Annotated in this window: 19 protein-coding genes; 9 read left to right on the forward strand and 10 right to left on the reverse strand. The window is 43.3% G+C overall.

Features of this window, described 5'->3' with window-relative positions; all coding sequences use genetic code 11:
- Window positions 1–28: 28 nt before the first annotated feature.
- The 4 genes from fabV to mrdA all read left to right on the forward strand — a co-directional run bounded on the left by fabV (window position 29) and on the right by mrdA (window position 7,366).
- Window positions 29–1,228: an enoyl-ACP reductase FabV gene (gene fabV / locus AB4507_RS21005; RefSeq protein WP_372183268.1), complete on the forward strand. Its 1,200-nt coding sequence runs from the start codon at window positions 29–31 to the stop codon at window positions 1,226–1,228.
- Between the two features lie 179 nt (window positions 1,229–1,407).
- Window positions 1,408–3,315: an EAL domain-containing protein gene (locus AB4507_RS21010; protein WP_372183270.1), complete on the forward strand. Its 1,908-nt coding sequence runs from the start codon at window positions 1,408–1,410 to the stop codon at window positions 3,313–3,315.
- Between the two features lie 120 nt (window positions 3,316–3,435).
- Window positions 3,436–5,091: an ABC-ATPase domain-containing protein gene (locus AB4507_RS21015; protein ID WP_017064599.1), complete on the forward strand. Its 1,656-nt coding sequence runs from the start codon at window positions 3,436–3,438 to the stop codon at window positions 5,089–5,091.
- A gap of 376 nt (window positions 5,092–5,467) precedes the next feature.
- Window positions 5,468–7,366, forward strand: a complete 1,899-nt coding sequence (mrdA, locus tag AB4507_RS21020; RefSeq protein ID WP_372183271.1) for a penicillin-binding protein 2 — start codon at window positions 5,468–5,470, stop codon at window positions 7,364–7,366.
- A gap of 145 nt (window positions 7,367–7,511) precedes the next feature.
- Here the strand turns inward: mrdA and AB4507_RS21025 are convergent, their stop codons facing one another.
- Together AB4507_RS21025 and AB4507_RS21030 are read right to left on the reverse strand one after the other, a co-directional pair.
- Window positions 7,512–8,132, reverse strand: coding sequence for a DNA-J related domain-containing protein (locus AB4507_RS21025; protein ID WP_029235437.1), 621 nt, complete (start codon window positions 8,130–8,132; stop codon window positions 7,512–7,514).
- A gap of 575 nt (window positions 8,133–8,707) precedes the next feature.
- Complete coding sequence (locus tag AB4507_RS21030) at window positions 8,708–9,547, reverse strand: isopenicillin N synthase family oxygenase (RefSeq protein WP_017060073.1); 840 nt, start codon at window positions 9,545–9,547, stop codon at window positions 8,708–8,710.
- Window positions 9,548–9,746: 199 nt separating this feature from the next.
- On the opposite strand from AB4507_RS21030, the gene AB4507_RS21035 reads away from it, so the two are divergent.
- Window positions 9,747–10,355, forward strand: coding sequence for a DUF2238 domain-containing protein (locus AB4507_RS21035; protein WP_372123414.1), 609 nt, complete (start codon window positions 9,747–9,749; stop codon window positions 10,353–10,355).
- A gap of 88 nt (window positions 10,356–10,443) precedes the next feature.
- Here the strand turns inward: AB4507_RS21035 and AB4507_RS21040 are convergent, their stop codons facing one another.
- The 5 genes from AB4507_RS21040 to AB4507_RS21060 all read right to left on the reverse strand — a co-directional run bounded on the left by AB4507_RS21040 (window position 10,444) and on the right by AB4507_RS21060 (window position 14,271).
- Entirely contained in the window at window positions 10,444–10,695 is a 252-nt protein-coding gene (locus tag AB4507_RS21040) for a hypothetical protein (RefSeq protein ID WP_017060071.1), read from the reverse strand.
- A 21-nt stretch (window positions 10,696–10,716) separates the two neighbouring features.
- Entirely contained in the window at window positions 10,717–11,622 is a 906-nt protein-coding gene (locus AB4507_RS21045; RefSeq protein ID WP_372183273.1) for a DMT family transporter, read from the reverse strand.
- Window positions 11,623–11,671: 49 nt separating this feature from the next.
- The gene (locus AB4507_RS21050) at window positions 11,672–13,363 is read right to left on the reverse strand and encodes an SgrR family transcriptional regulator (protein ID WP_372152723.1); all 1,692 of its coding nucleotides are present in this window, start codon (window positions 13,361–13,363) and stop codon (window positions 11,672–11,674) included.
- A 153-nt stretch (window positions 13,364–13,516) separates the two neighbouring features.
- Window positions 13,517–13,750, reverse strand: coding sequence for a DUF3389 domain-containing protein (locus tag AB4507_RS21055; protein WP_048660191.1), 234 nt, complete (start codon window positions 13,748–13,750; stop codon window positions 13,517–13,519).
- 95 nt (window positions 13,751–13,845) lie between these two features.
- Window positions 13,846–14,271: a hotdog fold thioesterase gene (locus tag AB4507_RS21060; RefSeq protein WP_017060067.1), complete on the reverse strand. Its 426-nt coding sequence runs from the start codon at window positions 14,269–14,271 to the stop codon at window positions 13,846–13,848.
- 139 nt (window positions 14,272–14,410) lie between these two features.
- Between AB4507_RS21060 and AB4507_RS21065 the strand changes: the two genes are divergently transcribed.
- The gene (locus AB4507_RS21065) at window positions 14,411–15,199 is read left to right on the forward strand and encodes a M48 family metallopeptidase (RefSeq protein ID WP_102394481.1); all 789 of its coding nucleotides are present in this window, start codon (window positions 14,411–14,413) and stop codon (window positions 15,197–15,199) included.
- A 136-nt stretch (window positions 15,200–15,335) separates the two neighbouring features.
- Here AB4507_RS21065 and AB4507_RS21070 read toward each other — a convergent pair whose 3' ends face one another.
- Window positions 15,336–16,418 carry a site-2 protease family protein gene (locus tag AB4507_RS21070; protein WP_017060065.1) on the reverse strand — a complete coding sequence of 361 codons (1,083 nt, stop codon included), beginning with the start codon at window positions 16,416–16,418 and terminating at the stop codon, window positions 15,336–15,338.
- 358 nt (window positions 16,419–16,776) lie between these two features.
- Between AB4507_RS21070 and AB4507_RS21075 the strand changes: the two genes are divergently transcribed.
- From AB4507_RS21075 to AB4507_RS21085, 3 genes are all read left to right on the forward strand, one after another.
- On the forward strand, window positions 16,777–18,024 hold the full coding sequence (locus AB4507_RS21075; protein WP_372183275.1) for a porin: 1,248 nt from the start codon (window positions 16,777–16,779) through the stop codon (window positions 18,022–18,024).
- Window positions 18,025–18,038: 14 nt separating this feature from the next.
- Window positions 18,039–20,459 carry a VolA/Pla-1 family phospholipase gene (locus tag AB4507_RS21080; RefSeq protein WP_372106877.1) on the forward strand — a complete coding sequence of 807 codons (2,421 nt, stop codon included), beginning with the start codon at window positions 18,039–18,041 and terminating at the stop codon, window positions 20,457–20,459.
- Between the two features lie 228 nt (window positions 20,460–20,687).
- On the forward strand, window positions 20,688–21,245 hold the full coding sequence (locus AB4507_RS21085) for a PhnA domain-containing protein (protein ID WP_017060062.1): 558 nt from the start codon (window positions 20,688–20,690) through the stop codon (window positions 21,243–21,245).
- A gap of 83 nt (window positions 21,246–21,328) precedes the next feature.
- Here AB4507_RS21085 and AB4507_RS21090 read toward each other — a convergent pair whose 3' ends face one another.
- Both AB4507_RS21090 and AB4507_RS21095 read right to left on the reverse strand, forming a co-directional pair.
- Entirely contained in the window at window positions 21,329–22,480 is a 1,152-nt protein-coding gene (locus tag AB4507_RS21090; RefSeq protein WP_017069662.1) for a BamA/TamA family outer membrane protein, read from the reverse strand.
- Between the two features lie 261 nt (window positions 22,481–22,741).
- Window positions 22,742–23,647 (reverse strand): LysR family transcriptional regulator, encoded by a 906-nt coding sequence (locus AB4507_RS21095; protein ID WP_372055032.1) that lies wholly within the window; start codon window positions 23,645–23,647, stop codon window positions 22,742–22,744.
- Window positions 23,648–23,791 lie beyond the last annotated feature (144 nt).

Consider the following 23,791-nt stretch of genomic DNA (forward strand, 5'->3'; position numbering starts at 1 on the left):
CATATCACCGTTAACTGTAAGGTTATTTATGCTGATCGAACCTGTTATCAAGGGTGTGGTAGCCAAAAGCGCTCACCCTGTTGGCTGTCAAGAAGCCGTAAAGCAACAAATCAAGTTTGTTAAGAGTGCGCCGCAAATCAAAGATGGCCCTAAACGAGTACTGATTATCGGCGCTTCCTCAGGCTTTGGCCTTGCCGCTCGTATTGCCCTTACCTTTGGCGGCGCAAAAGCTGACACTATCGGCGTCTCATTCGAGCGCGGTCCAAACGAAAAATCCCTAGGTAGTGCTGGTTGGTACAACAACATCTACTTCAAAAAAGAAGCCGAACGAGAGCAACGCACTGCTATCAACATCGTTGGCGACGCATTTTCGCAAGAAACACGCTCACAAGTTGTCGAAGCCATTGAAACCTACTTCGAAGGTGAAGTCGATCTCATCATTTACAGCTTAGCCGCAGGTGTGAGACCAAAACCAGACTCCGATGAATTTTGGCGCTCAGCTATTAAACCGATTGGCGAAAGCGTTACTGGCGCGACGATTTCCCTTGAGCACGACGACTGGGTGACCAACACGCTCGACGCTGCAACAGAAGAAGAAGCTGAAAGTACACTCAAAGTGATGGGTGGTGAAGATTGGGAAAACTGGATAGACGAACTGATCAACGCTGAGTCTATTGCTCCGGGTTGTAAGACGATCGCCTTCTCCTATGTTGGCCCTGAAGTGACGCACCCTATCTACTTAGACGGTACTTTAGGACGCGCTAAGATCGACCTTCACCAAACCAGCCACGCTCTTAATCTAGAGTTAGCTAACTTTGATGGCAACGCTTACGCGGCGGTATGTAAAGCCCTAGTCACTAAAGCGAGCGTTTTCATCCCTGGATTAAGCCCTTACTTACTTGCTTTGTATAAGGTGATGAAAGAGAAAGAGACCCACGAAGGTTGTATCCAACAAATGCAGCGTCTGTTTGGCAGTAAACTTTATGGTCAATCCAAAGTACCACTTGATGGTGAGCGATTGATCCGTATGGATGATTGGGAATTAGACCCAGAAACCCAAGCGCACGTAACTGAACTGCTAGAAAAGATGGACGAAAATAACTTCCAAACCTTAGGGGATTACCAAGGGTTTAAAGAAGAATTTCTACAATTAAATGGGTTTGCTCAACCATCGGTAGATTATAGCCAGAAACTTAATACAGAAGATTTTATAAAGTTAAAGCCTTAATCTAAAATTATCTCATTACTGAGACCCGGATTCACATTTGAAAACCTCTGCATAATTGCGGAGGTTTTTTCGTGCAACATTTCTTATACTTAGTTAACGTAAGATTCACAGTTTTCTTTGGTTCATCATAATTAACACAGGATGTGTTGATGCATTTAGCATAATTGACTCGGAGTCATATGAAGAAAATAAAAACTCTCGATTTAGATATCCCAGACGATATGGAGCACGGTTGGCAGAATATTGTCGACCTCTTAGCTCAAATTACTCAAGTGCCCGCAGCACTAATCATGCGTGTTCACGCCAATTACATTGAAGTTTTTTCAACCAGTCGTAGCGAGAACAACCCATACAACAAAGGTGATTCTGAAACGCTGGGGAATGGGCTGTACTGCGAAACAGTGATGGAAACTCAACGACAGCTTCTTGTGCCTAACGCGCTTGCCGATCCTAAGTGGGACAACAACCCAGACATCAAACTCGGCTTAATCTCTTATTGTGGCATTCCGCTGTTTTGGCCTAACGGCGAATTGTTCGGTACTATTTGTATCTTGGACTCGAAAGAGAACCACTACACATCTACCTATATCAAGCTATTAGAAAGCTTTCGTACCTCGATAGAATCCCAGCTTAAAACCTTGTTTCAGCACGCTAAGCTCACCCAAATGAATCGTGACTTAAAGAACCGGGTTTACACTCGCACTAAAGATCTCGCGAGCCTCAATTATTCTTTAAACCAAGAGATCGATAAGCGAAGAGCGGCTGAACAAAAAATAAACTTCCAAAAGAATCACGACCTCGGCACCGGCTTTTTAAACCGAAACGCATTTGAATCTCGCTTAAACCACAAGCTACTGTCACAGAGAAGGCTGACAGACAGCTCATTTGCAGTCGTTCATATTGGTTTTACCAACGGTAGACGCATACAAGCACGCTACGGCTATAACGCGTTAGACCAAGTGCTTGTTGAATACCGAAAACGCATCGACTGTATTTCTGATATCGATGTATTAACTGCACGCCCTACTTCGGTTGACCTCGTATTGGCGTTTAGCGTTAAAGATTTACACCATCGCCTTGAAGAACTTTGCCAGACGCTCGTTAAAGTTGGTCATTCAGAATTCGACATCGAAAGTGACAAAGTGCATTTGCACGCGTTTATTGGGATTGCAATTACGAACGACGAAGATGACGCGGAAAGCATTCTGCAGAAATCTTCTGAAGCGATGTTAGCCTGCAAAGATTCAGGACAAAAGTTCGCTTACTACTCTCAATCCCATACCGAAGAACAAACTCACATTAATAAGATCGAAGGCTATTTGCTTCAAGCCGTTCGTAATGATGACCTTATGCTCTACTTTCAACCCAAAGTTAGCCCGTTGACGCATCGCTGGGTCGGTGCTGAAGCTTTGCTTCGTTGGCGACATCCTGTTTTGGGTGATATCTCTAACGAAACCCTGATCCACATGGCTGAACAAAACGGTTTGATTTTCGAAGTGGGCAGCTTTGTTTTACGCGTTGCGATTGAAAAAGCCAAAGAGTGGTCCGAATACGTTGAAGATTTCAAGATGGCTGTGAATGTGTCTGCAATTCAACTCAAGAACGTACACTTTGCGGAACAAGTGGTTCACCTACTCGAAACCTATCATTTAGAGCCTCGTTTCTTAGAACTTGAAGTTACGGAGAGTGGACTGATAGCAGATGAAGTGGTTGCCAAGAATACCTTGGGATCTTTGCACGATATTGGCGTTACATTGTCACTAGATGACTTCGGTACGGGCTACGCCTCCTTCAGTTATCTGAAGAAGTTCCCATTCGACACCATTAAGATTGATAAGAGCTTTATCGACCAAATGCTCAACTCACACGAAGACTCGGAAATTGTTCGTTCTATTGTCCAAATTGCCAAAAAGCTCGACTTAAAAGTGACGATTGAAGGCATAGAAACGGAGGTTCAGGAGCAATTTATTATTAACGAAGGCTGCGATGTGGGCCAAGGTTACCTTTACGGAAGACCAATGCCGAGCCAAGAATTCGAACACAGCTTAATCAATCAAAACTATTTGGGGACAACTCGTTACGCTTAAAGCGAAAAAGAGCAGTTAGTTTTGGATTTAGGCCTACTTTCTCTTTACTCTAAAGGTGGTGATTTTTATAATCGCCGCCTTTCTGTTTTTATCTTTCCCCTTATATAGGCATTCCTCGTTATGGATCAGTTGACTGCAAAGCTTAAAAAGCTCGAAAAACAAAACTACCGTGCATATCAACAAATTAAAGGTCAATACGACTTTGCTGATTTTGAATTACACATCGACCACATCCAAGGTGACCCATACGCGTCAGCTTCTCGTTTTCGTGCAACGCGCGCGTGGTCTTTGACCGGGTTAGATTGGCTGAAAGAAAAATCTTACGAATACCAAGTAGCCGCTCGTGACTTTATCGCACGTAGCTTCTCTGAGTTCGCGAAACAAGAGTCGACCGTTTCTATCGCGCTGACGGGTCAAACCGTATTAGACAACACAGCTGTTGTATTCACAGACCACGGCATCGAAATTCGTTTCCGTATTAATTTACCAGCTGATGGTCGTAGCATTCTTGCTAAGAAAGCGAACAACATCATCACTTTCTACTTACCGAAGTTTATTCGTCGCGCGACGCTTGAGCGTGAGTTAAACATCGATGCAATGATCAAACATTGTGAAGCCGTTGAAGACCAAGAAGCGCTGCGTGCTCAATTGGATGAAAACAACCTAGCCGCTTTCGTTGCAAACGGCAGTGTGTTACCTCGTATCGCGGGTAACTGCGACCTTCCAATGAAAGACGCGGTACCTTTCGCGGCTCCAGAATCATTGAGTGTTACGTTAAATACTCCAAACCAAGGTGACGTGACCGGCCTAGGCATTCCAAAAGGCATTACGCTGATCGTTGGTGGTGGTTTCCATGGTAAATCGACACTGTTGAACGCCGTTGAACGTTCTATCTACAACCATATTCCTGGTGACGGTCGCGAAGGCATTGTAACTGCGATTGATACGATGAAGATCCGCGCTGAAGATGGTCGATGTGTGCACAGCTTGAACCTGTCAAACTACATCAACCATTTACCAATGCAGAAAGACACATCTGACTTCAGCACACAAGATGCGTCAGGTTCTACGTCTCAAGCGGCTTGGTTACAAGAATCGATTGAAGCCGGCGTTCAAACTCTACTTATCGATGAAGATACGTCAGCGACTAACTTCATGATTCGTGACGAGCGTATGCAAGCGCTAGTGTCAAAAGGTGATGAGCCAATCACACCACTTGTCGACCGCATTGGTCAGCTTCGTGAAGAGATGGATATCTCTACCATTGTTGTAATGGGTGGCTCTGGTGATTACCTAGATGTCGCGAACACTGTGATTCAAATGCACGACTACCAAGCGGTAGATGTGACTGAAAAAGCAAAAGACGTGATTGCTCAGCACCCTACTCAGCGTACTAACGAATGTGAAACTGCTTTAGAAACGTTTGTACCGCGTTCATTGAACCGTGCTTCACTGATGAACATTCTGACTGACGGTAAATTCCGTGTTAATGCTAAAGGCAAAGAGTCACTGCGTTTTGGTAAAGAGTTTGCAGACCTTTCTGCGCTTGAGCAATTAGAATCACCGTCTGAAGTGAATGCGATCGGTTGGGCTTGGTTCCAATTCGCACAAACTCCAGGTTGGTCAAACAACCCTGCTAAAGAGTTTAACGCTATTTTAGAAAACGAATGGCACGCTAACATGCCTAACTACGGTGACCTAGCGAAACCAAGAACGTTAGATGTGATGGCTGCTCTGAACCGTATGCGTAAATCTCAGTTCAAGCCTTCGAACTGATTTCGTTAAATATCGGATTTATTGTGCTTCTAGGTTTTTGAAGTTTTAATCTTCTAATTTACTAAAGCTTCTAAGCCACTAAATAAGCAAATTAACCTTCTACGGCTCTCATTCTGAGGGCCGTAAATTTATCTAACCTCTTTTGACCTAACCTCTAGTGTCGTCAAAACTCTTGAACTTTATAAATTCATAAAACCAATCTTTACATCAATTACTTATCATCTTTTGTAATGAGAAAATTAAAGGCACTGTTTACCGCCATCTAATGCTGTCGATCCCTCAAAACATGACACAGCTTTTACAAAACCCTAGTGATATTCAGATAAAGTCCCGATTCGACAAGTGTAACCAAATGTAACAGACCCTTGAGGCTTCAATGATTCATAAACGCGTTAAGATGCGTGACCATAAAATCGAAGTGAACCTATTCAAAAACCGCGTAATCGTCGCGTTTTGTGGGATCTTGATGTTCACTCTTGTCTTAGTCGGCAATCTATACCGACTTCAAGTTGAAAATTTTAAAAGCTATCAAACTCGTGCCGATGGCAACAGAATCAAAGTATTACCTATCGCCCCTACTCGTGGACTTATTTACGACCGTAACGGCGTGTTGCTTGCAGAGAACAAGCTTGTCTTTGATCTAACCATGATTCCTGAGCAAACCGATGATGTCGATGCAATGCTCACCAAGCTAGACAAATATGTCCCCCGTGATGCAGAGCAGATCGCTCGTTTCAAAAAACGCTATCACAACACCCGCCGTTTTAAATCTGTGACTATTCTAGAGAACTTAACGGAGGAAGAGATCGCCAAGTTCTCCGTGCACCAGTACCAGTTCCCCGGCTTATCTATCGATACCAGCTTAAAGCGTTTTTACCCGAATGGTGAGGTGCTTACCCATGTTCTTGGTTACGTGGCGCACATCAATGATAGCGATCTCAGAAAGCTTGAAGAACAAGGGATAGAAGCGAATTATCAAGCTACAACAATCATAGGAAAACTGGGTGTTGAACGTTATTACGAAGATATTCTGCACGGCACCAAAGGTTATCAAGAAGTCGAAGTAAACAGCCGTGGGCGAATAGTCCGAACCATTGAGTACGTGCCGCCAGTAGCTGGTAAAGATATCGTGTTAAATATTGACCTTGAGCTGCAAAAATACGTCTTTGAGCAACTTGATCACCGAACTGGAAGCGCGGTTATTCTCGATCCGAAAGACAACAGCGTGTTGGCGATGGCATCAAGCCCGAGTTACGACCCTAACCTATTTGTCGACGGCATTTCGAGTAAGAACTACCAACGTTTATTGAATGATCCGGCTCACCCGTTGGTTAACCGCACCACTCTAGGCGTTTATCCTCCTGCCTCAACCGTTAAACCATTTATGGCTGTGGCAGGACTGCAAGAACATGTCATCTCTGAAGATACCATCCGTAACGACCATGGCGTTTGGAGAATTCCTGGATCTAAACGAAACTCTAAATCGTGGCGTGACTGGAAACGTTGGGGTCACGGACCTGTCGATGTCACTCAAGCCATTGAAGAGTCGGTAGATTCATTCTTCTATCAAACCGCTTTCGATTTGGGTATTGACCGAATTTCAAGTTGGATGAACCGATTTGGATTTGGTGAACCGACAGGCATTGATATCTATGAAGAAAGTACCGCCAACATGCCGACTCGAGAATGGAAGATGATGCGTTATCGCACCCCTTGGTATCAGGGTGACACAGTTCCGATTGGTATTGGCCAAGGTTATTGGACATCGACACCTATGCAACTTGCTAAAGCAACGTCAGTATTGGTTAATCATGGTAAGGTGATGCCACCTCATATCTTAAGAGCCACCTTAGATCATGGTGAAGATTTCAGTACACAACAACTTGTCGAACCGGAGCCAATGCCCTCAATCACCGAAGTGCCGGATAGAATTTGGGATGTACCAATCAACGCGATGCGACTCGTGAACCACGGAAGTAGAGGCAGCGGCAGACGTGCATTTAAGGGAACTGACTATACGAGCGGCGGAAAATCAGGAACTGCACAAGTCTTTGATCTTGCGAAAGATCAGGTCTACAACTCGAAGAAACTCGCTAGGCATTTACTTGACCACGCGCTTTACACGGCTTTCGCACCGTATGAACACCCTGAATATGTCGCAACTGTGGTCATTGAACACGGTAACGGCGGTTCAAAAGTCGGTGCGCCTTATATCCGTAAAGTACTCGACTATGCCTTTGAACATAAAAGTGGCGAGAGCAAAGATCACTCCTAACACCAATAACTTAAGTCGCTACAGCACATAACGTAGTTACCCAAAACATAACGTAATAACGACAAAGCCCCACTTGTGTCACTCACAATGTGGGGCTTTCTGTTTTAGGGTTCTAAGCAATTAGACAGCTAAAAATGCCTGTCGATTATGAGCTTCTTAATACATGCCATGCTTCACAGAGCGTCTGAAATTTTGCGGTGTTGCCTTCGTCTCTGTCCGGATGCCATCTCAATGCCAGTTGTCGCCAACGTTTTCTAATTTCATGGTGTGTCGCGTCTAAAGGTAACTCAAACAGGTTCAATGCTCGACTTCGATCCATATCGAGTTCATCACCACCCACATACTTTCTATACCGAGTCCAAAATTCGTTCAACAGCCTTTTGACTTCACCTTCATCCGCTTCATAGTTAACCCAATTAATGTAGTATTCTCGAAGTGGGTCTTGATGATCGATGCTGTGACTGCTTCCGTGATAACGACCATTCATCAATTCGATGTCCATCGCTTGGACTTGGAGCCAACCATCTGGGTGTAAGGTTTCTTGAAGCTGATAAAGCGCATTCATGATAAGGAAGTTCTTTTTAAACAACTCTTTCTCAGGCACAGCATCCAACACTGGCACAAACCCAAGATCGTTCAGATGAGCTGCCAATGTGTGTACTTTCCATCCGCTTGGCTTTTGCTTAAGCACTTCCATTATCGGCCAAAGCAATGGGTTTTCCATATGGCAATGAAAGTTTGCTCTCACATCTTGATAATTCGACATAGTTGACTCAGTTAGCTTCTCTGAATTAATGGATTTCTAGAACTGTGGATACTATAAGTAACCTGTTTCGCATCCGTTGCGTATCTTCTTTAATTGAAAGCGATTTTCTAAGATTTGTCGAGCTTAAGGACAAACAACTTTCTAACGTTTGGCTTAAAGGCACCTTTTATCGTCAAAACTGAGTACCATTTCGTTCAATACAACCATTAGGGCGTGTTGACCTTTCGCGGTTAAATTTTGTTCGAGATAAAAGCGTTTTAATCGCGGCGAGGGAGAAGTAGCCTAGTCATTCTAAGCAAATCTCCCTCAACAAAGAGTAAAACGCTTTTAGCCGAACCCTTCGGGCAGCGTTTGCTGGTCATTTCTACTACGTTATCGGCTTCTCATGTAGGCTAGCTACACATCGATGCCTCTGCCTTGTATAAATACCCAGCAACTCGCTGCAAAAATCAGCTCGAAAGATCAACACGCCCTAGTAATAAAGCCGCAATTCTTTGGTACGGATACAAAAAAGGTCAGCGACTTAGCTGACCTTTCACATCTATCCCAATTTTAGGGACGAAGCATTGAACTGACTAGATAACGCCAAGCTCTCTTAGACGTTCCATTAGGTATTCGTTTGCTGTGTACTTTTCAGATAGCACTACTTCTGGTTTCGGGTGAAGGAATAGAGGCAAAGAGATACGAGACTTCTCTTGGCGTTCACCTGATGGGTTGATTACACGGTGAGTTGTCGATGGGAAGTAACCACCAGATGCTTCTTGAAGCATGTCACCGATGTTGATGATCATGTTACCGAAGTCACATGGAACATCTAGCCACTCGTCATTTTGAGCTTTAACTTGAAGGCCCGGCTCGCTTGCAGCAGGAAGAACCGTCAGTAAGTTGATGTCTTCGTGTGCCGCAGCGCGGATTGCACCTGGCTCTTCATCACCTTGCATTGGTGGGTAGTGAAGAACACGAAGCAGAGTCTGTTCACTGCCGTTGATCATTTCTGATAACGCAATAGAGAATTTCTCTTGTACTTCTTTAGGAGCATGAGCTTCAACCCAACCTAGCAGCTCTTGAGCAAAAGCATTCGCACGTTGGTAGTAATCTAGAATCTGTTCTTTCAGCTGCTCAGGGATTTGACCCCATGGGTATACGTGAAAGTACTCTTTGATGTCTTTTACAGTGTGGCCCTTAGCAACTTCAGACACTGAAGGTGGAAAATATCCATCTTGTGTTTCAACATTAAAGTGGAAGTTCTCTTTTTCTTCAGAGATGAAGAATTGGTACCAGTTTTCGTAAATTGACTCAACAAGCTCTTTCGGGATTGGGTGGTTCTTAAGAACACCAAAACCAGTTTCACGTAGAGAGCGAACAAATTGTTCTGCTGCGTCGTCAGCAAGGTAATCGACAGTTTCCAGTTTCATGACTTTCTTTCTTGTTATGTAGTAATAGAGCGATTTTAAGGATCGCTTTGTTGTAAATCAAACTTTTGTGAAACTCTCGCAACCGTTTGTCTAGATACTGGGCGATAACGCCGGTTTTCAACAAATATGGTGATTAGAGCACAATTGAACACTGTTCATTATTGTGTAACTATACATGAAACTAATACAGGATCTGATGATGACAATTACGCCACTTGCTCAAAATAGACCATTACTGTCATTGACGACGCTGTATCTGATTGTGTTTCTATTTTCAGCGTTTGCTCCCTCTTCAAGAGCGGTATGGATTGCCGAAATTGTCCCAGCGCTTGCGATATTGGTGGGAATCTGGTGGTTATCAACAAAGCTCACCTTCACTAAGACAGCTTACGTTTTAATGTTTATCTGGCTAATTTTGCATACGATAGGCGCGAAATATACCTTCGCAGAAGTGCCATTTGATTGGTTCAACAACATGATAGGTTCTGAGCGTAATAACTTTGATCGTGTCGCGCATTTCTCAATTGGCCTTTATGCTTACCCACTCGCTGAGTACTTGATTCGTAAAAAACTGGCTCAACCGGTGCTGGCATGTTTCTTTGCGCTATTTGCGATCATGAGTGTGGCTGCAGGTTATGAAATTATCGAGTGGTGGTACGCGGAGATTGCAGGTGGTGATGAAGGTATCGCGTTCCTTGGCTCACAAGGTGATATTTGGGATGCACAGAAAGATATGCTGTGTGACACCACGGGCGCAATTGTCTCGCTATTACTTCTTAAGCTTCAATGGCGTGTCAGAGCTTACTGAGCTCAATTCTTTACTCTGAGTATCAAAAGCAACGTTGAAATGCCACACACAAACCGTGCTGTGGCATTTTTAGTTTCACCGTGACGGGTTATTTCATCGTTACCTTGCCACCAACAAACTTGTAGGCTGGCGTACCTCGAACCAAAGTGTCTCGCGCAAATTCAATCCCGCATTCAGGGCACACACATGGTTTTGTCGTGAAATCTTCAACGATACGCTCCTTAAAACATTTCACGAGTGCACCTTTGCCACCTTTCCGATACTTAAAAAGCTGCGTTTTACATTTGGCACAGAAAATCTGAACCGTCTTGGTCGGTTGTTTCTTGTTTGGTTTAGCCATAGAAGTTAATGATTGAACTCTTTATTTCTTAAGTTTAGGGGCGACAAGAACCAAGCTTATCCCTAGAAGTATAACGGTTGATGAGACTATAAATTGCATGGTGACAGGTTCAGATAACAGTAATACACCACCAAGTGTCGCGATGACTGGAACAGAAAGCTGTGCAATAGACGCCACCACTGTATTCAGCTTTTTCACCACGTAATACCACAAACTATAACCCACACCGGAAGCCACAGAGCCCGATATAACCGCGTAAATCAAACCTTGTTCAGTGATAGACACTCTCGTTAACGCATTAGGTATAAAAACTAATAAGCTCAATGCCACAAGGATAACTAGCGAGCTGAATCCAAAGTTAGCGGTGGTCGATTGCAGTGCGTTTGACGATTTCTTTCCTGCCAATGTGTAAATGCCCCACCCAATTCCGGCCAGAGACATCAAGATAATAGAAACTAAGTCGGGTACTTGAGTCGATTCCGTTGGCATTAACAAGTAAACAAGCCCTGCCACAGATAACAAACACCCGCCCCACTCAATGAGTGACATTCTGTTGCCAGAAAGCAAGTGCGCGGCAATCATCGTAAATTGCACTGCGACAAACAACACCAGCGCACCAAGACCTGCGCCAAGCTCTAAGTAAGCAAACGAGAAACCAAACATATACACGAGCAGTGACAGTATTGATGTTAATTGAAACTGTGATTTGAGTTTTGCATATGCCGATGTGTTGTTTGTTAACTCACGTTTAGACTTAGATTGGGAAGATAACGTTAATAAAATCAGAAGCGTAAGCGCACCAGATAAGATGCGAACGATCGAAAAGCTCAAAGGATCAATCGTTTGATCCATTAAGGCCCAGCGACACAAAACTGAATTAGCAGCAAATGCCACCAGCGTAATAAATGTAACCATCAGAGTTTGCATCGTTTTTTCCTAAATGAGTTATTTGGTCCTAACTGAGTTTTCTTGGATTTCAATCAACGTCAGGCTTCACCCAAACTTGGCTAAAGTCGAACCAACCTAATGCATTACATTTCGCGTTTTGCAACGTACCACATTGATCTTTATTAACGCCTAACCAGCAATGGAACATCGGGATCAATTGATTGCTTTGGACCAGTTGTTTACCTAACTGTCGTGCTGGGAATTGCTCGAATTCACCAGAACGCCAACGGTCAATCATGTGACACCATTGGTCGAAGTCCTCTGCCGGGCTAGATTCATCAAGAAAACTGTAGTCCATTAACCAGCCAGCCAAGGCGTCGTCTCTGTTATTAGCGATACCCATAGGGTTAATCCAAATATCGACATCATCAGCGTGTGGAGGATCGGTTTCGTAACCGTAAAGATCAACATCGACGTTGTATTGCTTCAGCATCGTGACAATCGCCTTGGCAAGCGTTGGAAACATTGGATGTTGGCATTGATAAGCCAATCTTATCGTTGGTTTGGAATTTTCTGGTGGACAAACTGGCACCTTCAACTTTATGTCATACCAACCGGGTTTTATCCCATAAGCGTGTAACACGCCCAAATCGATAACGGTCTCTTTTGGAATATGAACAAACAGATCCGCCGCATTCAACGCGTTAGATAAAAACTGTGCCCATGCGGGATCTTGTGCAATACCCTTCTTTCTATTGAGCAGTAAATACGTGCAACCAGGATCGAGTTCTACTTCATCGCTATCGCCACGGTCGGCCATAACAGGCTTAGATAGGCTTGGGTAAACCATTGAAGAATAAGCCTCATCCACCACCCAAACTTCAACGCGATCAATTAACGGTCTGAAACCAAAGTACCCATTGAAAGCGGTTAACACGAGTTGTTTCTCGTCGTTCTTTTCAATGCGATAAGGTCCCGTTCCAATCGGTCGAATATCGTAGTCTTCACCACGTAAAGTGATCGGTAATGTGACTTTAGCGACCGATTCCGTTAGTGCGAGGGGAAAATACTTGTCTGGACGTGTGAGAAAAACATCTACTACACAATTTGCAGGTGAAGAGACATCTTTGATATGCGAAAACATGTTGAGAGGTTCGAGTGCAAGCAGTGTATCCACAACATGATTGGTTAACAGAGGTTCCCCGTTATGGAAACGAACACCGGGTCTCAAGAAGAATCGCCATTGGTAATCGCTGATTTTTTGCCATGAATGAGCAAGATCGGGTTGAAGTTGGTCATTCTCATCTAGACGAGTCAACCCACTGAATACCTGACAAGCGATATGTTGCTCTGAACGACGCATCGATTTGGTTGGGTTAAGCATTGAAAGCGGCCGGTAATAAGGCAAACGAATAACTTGTTCGCCTTCTTGATACTGTACGCCCAAGTAGTTTTGAATAACTTGCGTGAGTTTGGCAGCATTGTGATCAAGCACTGACAGCGCCTGTCCAATTTTTCCTTCCTGCAAGTAGCGTCTTGCTAAGTTCTCGCTGACATCACAACGATTCTGTTTAAAGATAAGTTGAGATAACTTTCCTCGACCTGCTGCAGGTAACCATTCTACCCACCCTTCTTCTTCAAGCTTGTTGAGAACCATTCGAGCATTACGACGGGTACAACAGAGCACATCCGTGATGTCGTCGAGTTGAACATCAGAATCTTTACCATCGAAGTATTCAAACAGGGTTTCAAATTGAACGCGAAGTCTTGGGCTGCTCATAAAGAGGAAAACTTATTCAAAGGACATTGAATTCAGTTTCCCTATTTTATGGCGTAAAATCAATATTACTGACACAATTTTATTGTGAATTATGAGTACGACACCCTAAGATGTTATTCAGTCTTAAGGGTTAAGTGCTTTTACCGTAAAGGATTATATTACATCGCAGCCAATTTCATTAGCGATTTCACGGAGCTGCTGTTCATCGTCTAGTTTTATCGACCATTTACACTCAGAACCGTTAGCTGAAATGACATTTGCCCCTTTTCCGATCAATTGAATTGCATCAACTTGGGCTTGCAGCGTGACTCTATGCTCACCATCTAAACGAACAACCAATTCATGTGCGGTTGCGATGACTTTTCCACTTTTAAACGTTATGACCATGGGCTTCTCGGGTTACTTCTTTAAATACTGATTGCTTGTTCTAAGTACTGATTACTTCTTCTAAAGACAAAACCAGCGTACGACTGCCTAGTCTGTTATCGCTTATGTTTCTTAACGGCAATGGTTAAACGGCTGGTACAAACTAAGCGTTGACGATCATCAGTGATATTGATCTGCCATACTTGAGTAGAGACGCCCAAGTGAATAGGCTCAGCAGTACCAATGACATGCCCTTCACGCATTGACCTTACGTGGTTCGCATTGATATCGAGCCCAACGCAATAATAGCCTTCTGGTACGCAGAAGTTTGCAGCCAATGAGCCAAGCGTTTCTGCTAGCACAACCGATGCGCCGCCATGAAGCATACCCAGTGGTTGGTGCGTAAAGTGACAAACCGGCATGGTTGCTACCAAAGAATTGTCATTTACTTCGGTGTAAACAATGTTGAGGTGTTCAATTAAGGTATTTTTTGAGGTCGCGTTGAAGGTATCTAGGTCAACGGGCTTTTTCCAAATACTCATATAGGTTCCTTAATTATTGATCTTGTTATCGCGTGCATAGCTTTTTTCTATATTACCGCTGTTAGTTATCTTACAGCCCTTAGCTATTACGCAAGTTGATGTTAACATGCATAAAAACCGAATACACAGAGGATATTGTATGACGTCATGGATGAAGTTTGCCTCGCTTCTCACACTAGCAGGCCTAACCGCGTGTAGCGCTTCTCCGACAGGCAGAAACCAATTGCTGCTTTTTTCAGATAAAGACATGTCTCAGCTTGGAGCGCAGTCTTTTGAACAAATGAAAAAAGAACAACCCATCAGCAAAGATGCCAAAACTAACGCTTATGTTCAGTGCGTAGCGAACAGCATCACTCAATATATTCCTAAACAAGGTTTTAGTGAATGGGAAGTTGTTGTGTTTGATAGTGACCAAGTGAATGCATTCGCCCTGCCTGGCGGAAAAATCGGTGTATACACGGGCTTACTCAAGGTCGCAGTCAATCAAGACCAACTCGCGACGGTTATCGGTCACGAAGTGGCACACGTTCTTGCAGACCACAGTAATGAGCGCCTGTCTCAGTCTCAAATCGCTAATACTGGCTTGTCTATTACTAACGTCGCGTTAGGCGCATCAGAATACAAACAGTATCAAGGTATGACGATGGCCGCGTTAGGGTTAGGCGTTCAATATGGCGTTATTCTACCGTATGGGCGAACTCAAGAGTCTGAAGCCGATGTTGTTGGTTTAGAGTATATGGCTCAAGCAGGTTTCGATCCAAACCAAAGTGTCAACTTGTGGCAAAACATGTCGAAAGCATCAGGGGGTAATCAACCGCCAGAGTTGCTTTCTACGCACCCTTCCCACAGTACGCGTATCAAAGATCTACAAGCAACGATAAAAACGCTTCCTCAATCAGGTTCACCAAGACCAAATTGCAAAGCGTAATCTAAGTAAGAATCGCCTAGCTGGTGTAAATACAAAATGCCCTATCCATATTGGTTAGGGCATTTTCAGTTTCTTGCTTGCTAACAGTTCAAGTGCACTAAGCAGCTGGATAATTCCAACAACAGAAACTCACTCGTTAAGTACCAAGAATTTGTAATGGTAGGCTTAATAGCTGATCACCAGTAGATGCAAAATACCAGATAACACCAATCAAACTGCTCACTAAACCTACATACCAAACGAACGACACGACTTGCCCGTATTTGTCTAACGGTAACAAGTGACTGTGATGACGTCCTTTCCATTCAAACAGTATTTCAACACTGCCCATGATCAATAAGAAACCAAACAGGGTTAAATTCAACTGATAACTCAATACCACACCAGCAACGGCAGCCGCGACACAAAGTACAATGCCAAGCACACTGTTCATCGAGAAACTGATACTTTTAAGAACATGTCCGCCATCGAGAGGCAAAATCGGCAATAGATTGAACAGGTTTAATAGAGCATTAAATACTGCAAGGCCGGCAAAGAACATTTCGCCAGTCGCCCAATACAGCACCATAAATACTAACGACAATATCAGGCCGAACAATGGCCCCATGATTGAGATAACCACATCTTGCCAACGCGTATTAATCTTTTCATCGGATAACGCCAAGCCACCAAGAAATGGTATCAAATAGATCCCTTTGGTTTTCATGCCGAAGTATTTCATCGCTCTAATATGACCGTACTCATGGAACATTAAACAGGCGATTAAGGCCAAAGCGAACTGAATTGAAAACAACCATGAATAGGCCGCTAAACTCGCAGAGGCAAGTACCACCTTGATTAGCTTGGCGCTTTTAAGCGCTTTCATACCAAGCGACACCAACCCAATTAAGCTAAAACGCTTCTCTGGTTTAGGAGCGACAACAGGAGTTTGTTGTTCAATATCTTTGGTGTTTCGATTGCCTTCGGTAATGGTTTGCCCATTCACCGACGCTTTATACGTCATCTCAAACGGTTGCCATTGAACGGTCGATTCAACGTGACACTGCAACGTTTCTTCGCCAGCGCGTAGTGTAAATTCGTGTTTTCGGGCGTCTTCTTGGTCTGTGGTCGCATCTAATTGAGATACCAAAGTGTTATCCCAATACAACTGTTGCCACCCTGCCATTGATCCTTCTAAACGAAGCGGTTTTCCAAGAAACTCTATCGCGAGTAATTCCAAACTTAAAATTCCAATTTAATGACTTCTAACGAGTGTCGATATTATGCCGATTTAGCGAATGGTGGTAAACAGAAACAAAGTTGTTACATATTGAGCTATTGAACACTATTTATACCGCAACGATGCATAAACACTCTGGTCACACCTCCAACCACGAATAAATTATTGATTATACTTATATTATCGATGTTAAAGTGCCGCCCCTTTAAAACATAACCTCACAAAATAACAACTCTTTCTTTGACTTTATATAAAACATGAATTTAACATGTCATTTACATTAGAGCTTCAACACCAAAAATGCTCAGTGTGTTTTCAAACCATAATAACGAAATTCGATGCCCTAGGAGGGTCAAGGATGAAAACAATACAACGCTCTCTCGTTTCACTTTCAGTACTATTTGCATGTAACTCACTTGCGGCTGGTTTCCAAGTTGCTGAGCATTCTGCCTCAGGTCTTGGTCGTGCCTTTTCAGGTGAAGGTGCAGTAGCTGATAACGCGAGTGTACTAGCGAGAAACCCCGCCGCAATGACCCTATTTGATACAGCCCAATTTTCAGGCGCGGTTTCTATCGTTGATCCAGAGGTTAACGTTTACGACGTTGACGCTAACGAGCATTCAAAAGATGTTGCTCCATTACAAGTCGTGCCAGCCGCATATTACATCAGCCCAATCAACGAAAAATGGGCTTGGGGTATCGGTATGTTCACCAATTATGGTGTTGCTACGGATTACCCTGATGACATCTCGGCAGGTGATATGGCTGGTGATACGTCGCTCTTATCTGTAAATCTAAATCCAAATATTGCGTATCGCGTGAATGAATCATTTAGCGTTGGTGCAGGTTTAAACCTTGTGTATGCGGAAGCTGAACTTACTCGCCATAAAGGCGAGCTCGCTAACTTTGTTGGTGGAAATCCATCTGACAAACTTATAGGCATGACCGGTGAAACATTTGCCTATGGTTGGAATGTTGGCGCGATGTATGAGCTGAACGAAAACAATCGCGTTAGTATCGCTTACCGCTCTTCTGTTGATCTTGATTTCGATGACGGTGAATTTACCAGCTACGATTCAGGTAGAGCAACATCTCCCAAGGTTGATGGTCGTCTTCAAATCGAGCTTCCTTCTATTCTGGAGCTTTCAGCATTTCACCAACTTAACGAACAATGGGCAATTCACTACGGTTGGCAACAAACTGATTGGAGTACTTTTAAGGAGTTAAAAGCAACAAGTCCAGATTGTACTGACAACGGTGTAGTAGGTCAGTGCTTCTACAAACCTGAAAAATATGAAGACAACAATCGATATTCACTAGGCGCAACGTACCAACTAAACAGTAAGTGGACATTAAGAGCTGGTTACGCTTATGACGAACAAGCTGGTGAAGCAACTTTAAGCATTCCTGATAGTGATCGTATGTGGTATAGCGCTGGCTTCACTTATGTTTGGAGCGAAAATATGACTGTCGATGCAGGATTCGCACTTGTTGTAAGTGATGACGGTGAGTTCACTGAGACAAATGGCGCTCAGCAAGAAAGGACTTTCGAAGCAGAAGGTACCGCTTACCTTTCTTCAGTTCAGCTTAACTACACTTTTAACTAAATCAGGATCGTATCATGAAACGTAACTTTAAGATCTCTCTACTATGTTCAGCGATCCTGCTAGCAGGTTGTGGCGACAACACCGAAAGTTCGGTAACAAGTAACCAACAACTTGAAGCCTATCTAGAAACGTCTTTGGCAAGAGCGACAACTCAAAAAATGCTCTTGCAAGGTAGTAATGCATCAGTTCCTTTAAGCAATAACCTATTATTTGACTCTACAGATGGCACGTTAGCGATCCCAACAGGTGGCGACGATAGCATTTCTAACCCAAAAGCAGCATTAAATTATGCCGATGGTTTTTCGACCAGCATGCCAATTTACATCGAGTTTGAAGGCGACGGTTTTGGTGATACTCCTGGAGTTGTTACTTCCGGAGTGACATTGTTGAAGCTTTCTAAAAAGCTAACAGACACATCCACAGCGGCTCAAGTACCAACACCTGTTGCTAGCTCTGAATACAAAGTTTACAAAGTAGGCTCAAACCTAGCAATTACACCTAATACTCCTTTTGATGAGAAGTCTGAATATTTGCTTGTTGTTACTGATGACGTTACAGATGTAAATGGTAACCCAGTAGGTACATCGCAAAGCTATGCGGCTCTCAAAACAGCCACTAAAACTTATTCAACCGGTGACTTAGCTAGTGCGCAAACTTTAATTAAAGGTCAAGAAGCTATAGCTGCCGCTGTTGGTATTGATGCGGAAAAGATTGTGTATTCAGCTTGGTTTACTACAACTTCTGTTGGTGATGTTCTTGCCTCTACAGCATCGTTGATTGGCGGAATGATTGATGCTGGGGCCCCACTTTCGACTTATTGGAATGGCAGCGCAAACCCAAATAATATCGATCTGACAAACGCTTACAATCTTAGTTTAGATTCCTCATCAACAACACCATTTGCTACAGCAATCGCTGCAGATGCTGACTTTAAAAAATATCTTGCCGATGACGATGCAACAGAAAATGCCACTTTGATTGGAGGGATAAATCTCCTTTACTCTAACGCTGGTATCAGCACTACGTCGGTAAACGTGACTAAAGGTACTGTTCAACTCCCATATTTCTTGGAAACCGATCCAACTAAGTTCTCTACAACGCCATTTGCATCAGCATTGGACAGTTTAGCGGTTATAAAAAGCGCACTAACGGATAACTCTACAAGTTCTTTCGTTGGTGGAGAGTTGGTTAAATTAGGATTAGACCCAACAAACCTTAGCGCAGCTGATGTCACGACTTTAATGGGAAAAACACTCACAAAGGACGCAAGTGGAACAGCTCTAGATAGTGATCGCATTGTCACTCAGTATTCACCAATACCACAAATTAAATCACTTGAAGCTGTTGATGTGCTTTTGTTTACTCCTGTGACTGACCCAATAACCGGGGTTGTAATCTACCAACACGGTATTACCTCTGTAAAAGAGAATGCGTATGCGTTTGCGGCAAACTTAACGGCTGAAGGTCTTGCTGTCATTGCAATTGACCACCCTATTCATGGGTCTCGTTCACTTGCCGGAGGTGCTATTTCAACTAACGATAATGCTCTGTACTACTTGAATCTAAGCGCTTTGCCCGTTGCGCGTGACAACATCCGTCAAAGTGCACTTGATGTAATAGGTCTTCGTATGGCACTTGAAAAAGTGGGGAATGACTTTACTGGTACACCATTAGCCGGAGTTGATGTAAAAGACACAACCGTTAAATTTATGGGCCACTCATTGGGCGGTATTACTGGATTTACGTCAGTAGCTACATCTGAAATTGCTGGTACACATAAATTTAGCTCGGCGGTATATGCTAATTCAGGTGGGCACATTGCTGAATTACTCTTCGCATCGGAAACCTTTGGCCCCGAAATTAAACACAATCTAGCTAAACAGTTAAATGCAACGTATCGGGATTCAGTGGCTTCAGCTTGTACTACGGACGACATTGAAGATGGCGATTGCTATACCGCTTTTGCTAAGGAAAATCCAACTAGTGCCGCAGCAATTGAAACTGAATTAGTTGCATTTAAAGTCGCCGCTCAAACCCTTATTGACACGGTCGATCCACATTCAATAGCAAACACTGAGGACCAGTCATCAATTAGCTCTAGCTATCCAACGTTGTTGATCCAGTCGCAAAATGATGAAACGGTACCAAACAATGGTAATGATGATAACGATAAACCATTGTCTTACACGGCTTCGTTTGTTGGTTCTGAAGGATTGGATTCAACTTTAGGGTTGGATGACTCTACAAAAGCTAGCACTTCAACTGGAAACCGAGTGTTTGTTCAGTATAACGAAACGGCTAAGCACTCTACGATCATCGGACCGCAAGCAGACCTTTCTGATGCCACTCATACCCTATCAATGAGAGCTCAAGTAGCTGATTTCTTAGAATCGGATAGCCTTGATGCAGCAGCACCGGATGCTTTATTGGAATAACTAAGACTTAAGCTTTTCACTAAACCAAATGCCAGCCTAACCGCTGGCATTTTTGTCTCTGTCGTTCGAACAAGTCCCCTAGTTGACCGTTTGCATAAAACTTTAAAACACAAATGGTTGATCTCAGCTAAAATTAATCAAGACAGAATACCGTACGACCTCTTTCTTTATTGTAAATAAAGTGGATAATAGCCCCGTAATTTAATACCTAATAAATGTGAGTCCATTATGTCTTCTGAAGCTACTATGCTAGAACGCTGCCAATCTAAATGTGAACTATGTGGTTCTGATTCTTCTCTTACTGCATACGCAGTGCCGCCACACAGCCACGTAACAGTGGATCACGGCATCATGGTATGTGACAAATGTCTTGGTGAGATTGACGATCCTAAAGATATCAACCACTGGCGTTGTCTGACTGACAGCATGTGGAGCCAGGAAGCGCCAGTTCAAGTAACGGCATGGCGTCAACTTACTCGCCTGAACACAGAAAGCTGGGCTCAGGACGCGCTAGACATGATGTACCTTGAAGAAGAAACATCAGTTTGGGCACAAATCGGCATGTCTGCTGATGACAAGCCTCTTGATGTGAATGGCGTTGAACTTAAGAAAGGTGACGACGTAACAGTAATCAAAGACCTGCCAATCAAAGGTACTAACCAAGTGATTAAGCAAGGTACTGTTATTCGTGGTATCAGCGTTGGTGACGATCCTAAGCTTGTTTCTGGTAAAACAAACGGCGGTCAATCAATGTACGTAATCGCTGAGTTCTGCCGTAAGAAGTAATCTTACTGTAAGAAAGTGATAGAAAACGAAAAGGCGCTAATTAGCGCCTTTTTTCTTGGAAAAATTTAACCTATTCCGTTGTTCTAGAAACCACTGCCTACGTTAAAGTAGATAGCGCGTTCTTCATGGCTTTGCGCATAATCCATCCCAAGGTGCAAACCGTAACGTCTCGCGATTTGGTATCGAAAGCCGACACCTCCGGCATTAACGGTACTGTCGTGGCTTATGCCGTTATCTTGCTTTGCAACCCCTGAACCGTAAAACCCAGACACCTTCCAACGATGAGTGATGCTATACGTCAATTGGCCTTGAATTGTTTCAATCTCATCTCCTTGGTACCGATAAGATGACACCCCGCGTAACGACACGTACGGTTTCGCTGTGGGTGATACAAACAGGTCTTGCTGTTCGAAGCTTTGATAATTTGCAGCCAAGCCTAACGTCCATTTATTGGCAATTGGGATATAGGCTTCGCCATCTATGTTCAAATTTCGGTAATTGTAATCACTGCCAATCGCATCGTCGTACACCATGTAATCTGCAGACAATTTGTAACCTTTGGTTGGATAAAATAAATTATCTCTTGTGTCATATTCAGCCTCCAACCCTAAACCAGAAGTAACCGATTCGTTACCCAAAATTCGGTCTAAAACCATGTTATCAAATTCAATCTCAGACTTAGCTAATAACTGCTTTATTCCCAACATCCAAGGCGTATGCCCAATCCGGAACTGCACCTTTTGTGAAAGTACGGCTACCGAAGTTGACGTTCCTATTCTAAGGTCATGATCTATGGGGCCCCAGTTGATTGATGTGTACAAATCCAAATTCGCAACACCAAAGCCGCCGCCTCCTGTGTAACGAATGGAATCATTCATCCAAGATCGTCTATGGCCACCAAATACAAACCAAGTTTCGTTCTCTGTCCCTACTGCGCCCACTACTGACATTGCTGAGGGTACTAACTGCGCACCACCATCTATGGCAGAAAGAGCAGCTTGCTTTCTTTGTCGCTTTTCCTCATCCGTCTCATGTAAAAACAAACCAGCCACACCGCCGCCGTACCCCACCGCAGGCTCGGTAATCAAAATTGGGATAGGCAAAAAGCCATATGCGTTTTCCGCAAGGTGATGCCCCATATCAAATTGACCATCAACAGGATCATAAAACGATGCGAAAGAAGATGTTGTAAATAAAAAGCAGGAAAGAAGAACAATGCCGCCGCAGCGAGTCATAAAATTTGCCTCATAAAAAAGACCGGGTGACGAAACCCGGCCGAAAGTTTGCTTCCTTGCAATAAACATAGAAATTAAACACTTATTGCCAATAAAGGGGGTCCTTAATCGACGGGCATAGAATAGGCCAAATAATGGTGTTGCCCTACTCCTATATAGAGGATGTCGCCCTACAAAATTAAAGAGCTTTCGAGATGACAGAAACGCAAAAGGCTCATATAAATGAGCCTCTATTAATAAGTTACCTACATTCTTCCTTTGCTAATATTGACTCAATACTCGATCAACATGTTCTTGTATAACAGATAAAACCGATAATTTTACATCCTTCACTTGCTTAGAATGATTGCACCAAAGCGCAAAACCGAATTTGAATCCTTGGTGCATTTCAGACGACTGTATAGGTTCAATGTCGTAATGGGAAAATTCAGAATGAGCAAACGTTTTTGGTAACAGTGCCCACCCTAAACCGGCTTCAACCATTTTAATAACTAACGCCAATTGATCGACTTCTTCGTTATCGGAGCTGATGGTTACTTTTTCTGACATTCCCTCTTCAATAAACGATCTCAAGATAAACTGCTTTGAATTTCTTAACGCTAAAAGTACATCCTCTTGCGCCAAAGATGAGAACTCACCATTTTTTTGAACGAATGGGGAAAACTCAATGTGACCTAGAAAAGTCGCATCAAAGCTGTGTATACCCCGGCTGTCATGCACATTGACTAATCCAAAGTGGTACTCGCCACTTTGAAGGCCCTTCTTAATATCCTTTTTGTTTCGGATTAAAAAGTTCACTCGCATCATCGGGAAATCACGACGCAGTTTCTTTCGAATATCCAAAAGCATTTGATGAGGTATCACACCAGAATAAGCAAAGGTGATGTTTTCCAACCCGCCATAAGACAAGCTCAAAGCCACCTTGTCGAATGTTCTTGCCTGTTCAATCGTTTGCTTAGCGTAGTGGTAAAGATGATGACCATCTTCTGTCGGCTTTACAGTGCGTCCAACCCTTTCAAATAGGCTTACCGCGAGTTGGTCTTCAAGGTTAGTTATAACCTGCCCGATTGTCGTTCTGTGCTTGTTAAGCTTGACTGCTGCCTTGCTGAAAGAGAGTTGGTCATAAACGGTAACGAACGCGAGAAGTTGTTCAATGCTGAAATTCATGTTGTTGTGCTTACTTTTAATCGTTATGTATTTAAATTATCACAGGTTGGCGAAATATCTACTTTGTCAGAATAATATTAGTGAAAATAATTCGTCAATTTGAAACAAAAAAACCTACTTAAGCTAGTAGGTTTTATCGTTGAT

The organism is Vibrio sp. 10N.222.54.A3 (genome assembly GCF_041474095.1).
GTDB classification, from domain to species: domain Bacteria; phylum Pseudomonadota; class Gammaproteobacteria; order Enterobacterales; family Vibrionaceae; genus Vibrio; species Vibrio crassostreae_C.

Bases quoted from the DNA above. Each gene is read 5' to 3' on its own strand.
- AB4507_RS21045 (WP_372183273.1), bottom strand. From the start codon at position 11,622: ATGCAAACTCTGATGGTTACATTTATTACGCTGGTGGCATTTGCTGCT.
- AB4507_RS21050 (WP_372152723.1), bottom strand. From the start codon at position 13,363: ATGAGCAGCCCAAGACTTCGCGTTCAATTTGAAACCCTGTTTGAATAC.
- AB4507_RS21090 (WP_017069662.1), bottom strand. From the start codon at position 22,480: ATGACTCGCTGCGGCGGCATTGTTCTTCTTTCCTGCTTTTTATTTACA.
- AB4507_RS21025 (WP_029235437.1), bottom strand. From the start codon at position 8,132: ATGTCGAATTATCAAGATGTGAGAGCAAACTTTCATTGCCATATGGAA.
- AB4507_RS21015 (WP_017064599.1), top strand. From the start codon at position 3,436: ATGGATCAGTTGACTGCAAAGCTTAAAAAGCTCGAAAAACAAAACTAC.
- AB4507_RS21040 (WP_017060071.1), bottom strand. From the start codon at position 10,695: ATGGCTAAACCAAACAAGAAACAACCGACCAAGACGGTTCAGATTTTC.
- AB4507_RS21065 (WP_102394481.1), top strand. From the start codon at position 14,411: ATGACGTCATGGATGAAGTTTGCCTCGCTTCTCACACTAGCAGGCCTA.
- AB4507_RS21055 (WP_048660191.1), bottom strand. From the start codon at position 13,750: ATGGTCATAACGTTTAAAAGTGGAAAAGTCATCGCAACCGCACATGAA.
- AB4507_RS21095 (WP_372055032.1), bottom strand. From the start codon at position 23,647: ATGAATTTCAGCATTGAACAACTTCTCGCGTTCGTTACCGTTTATGAC.
- AB4507_RS21030 (WP_017060073.1), bottom strand. From the start codon at position 9,547: ATGAAACTGGAAACTGTCGATTACCTTGCTGACGACGCAGCAGAACAA.
- AB4507_RS21085 (WP_017060062.1), top strand. From the start codon at position 20,688: ATGTCTTCTGAAGCTACTATGCTAGAACGCTGCCAATCTAAATGTGAA.
- AB4507_RS21060 (WP_017060067.1), bottom strand. From the start codon at position 14,271: ATGAGTATTTGGAAAAAGCCCGTTGACCTAGATACCTTCAACGCGACC.
- AB4507_RS21010 (WP_372183270.1), top strand. From the start codon at position 1,408: ATGAAGAAAATAAAAACTCTCGATTTAGATATCCCAGACGATATGGAG.
- mrdA (WP_372183271.1), top strand. From the start codon at position 5,468: ATGATTCATAAACGCGTTAAGATGCGTGACCATAAAATCGAAGTGAAC.
- fabV (WP_372183268.1), top strand. From the start codon at position 29: ATGCTGATCGAACCTGTTATCAAGGGTGTGGTAGCCAAAAGCGCTCAC.
- AB4507_RS21080 (WP_372106877.1), top strand. From the start codon at position 18,039: ATGAAACGTAACTTTAAGATCTCTCTACTATGTTCAGCGATCCTGCTA.
- AB4507_RS21075 (WP_372183275.1), top strand. From the start codon at position 16,777: ATGAAAACAATACAACGCTCTCTCGTTTCACTTTCAGTACTATTTGCA.
- AB4507_RS21035 (WP_372123414.1), top strand. From the start codon at position 9,747: ATGACAATTACGCCACTTGCTCAAAATAGACCATTACTGTCATTGACG.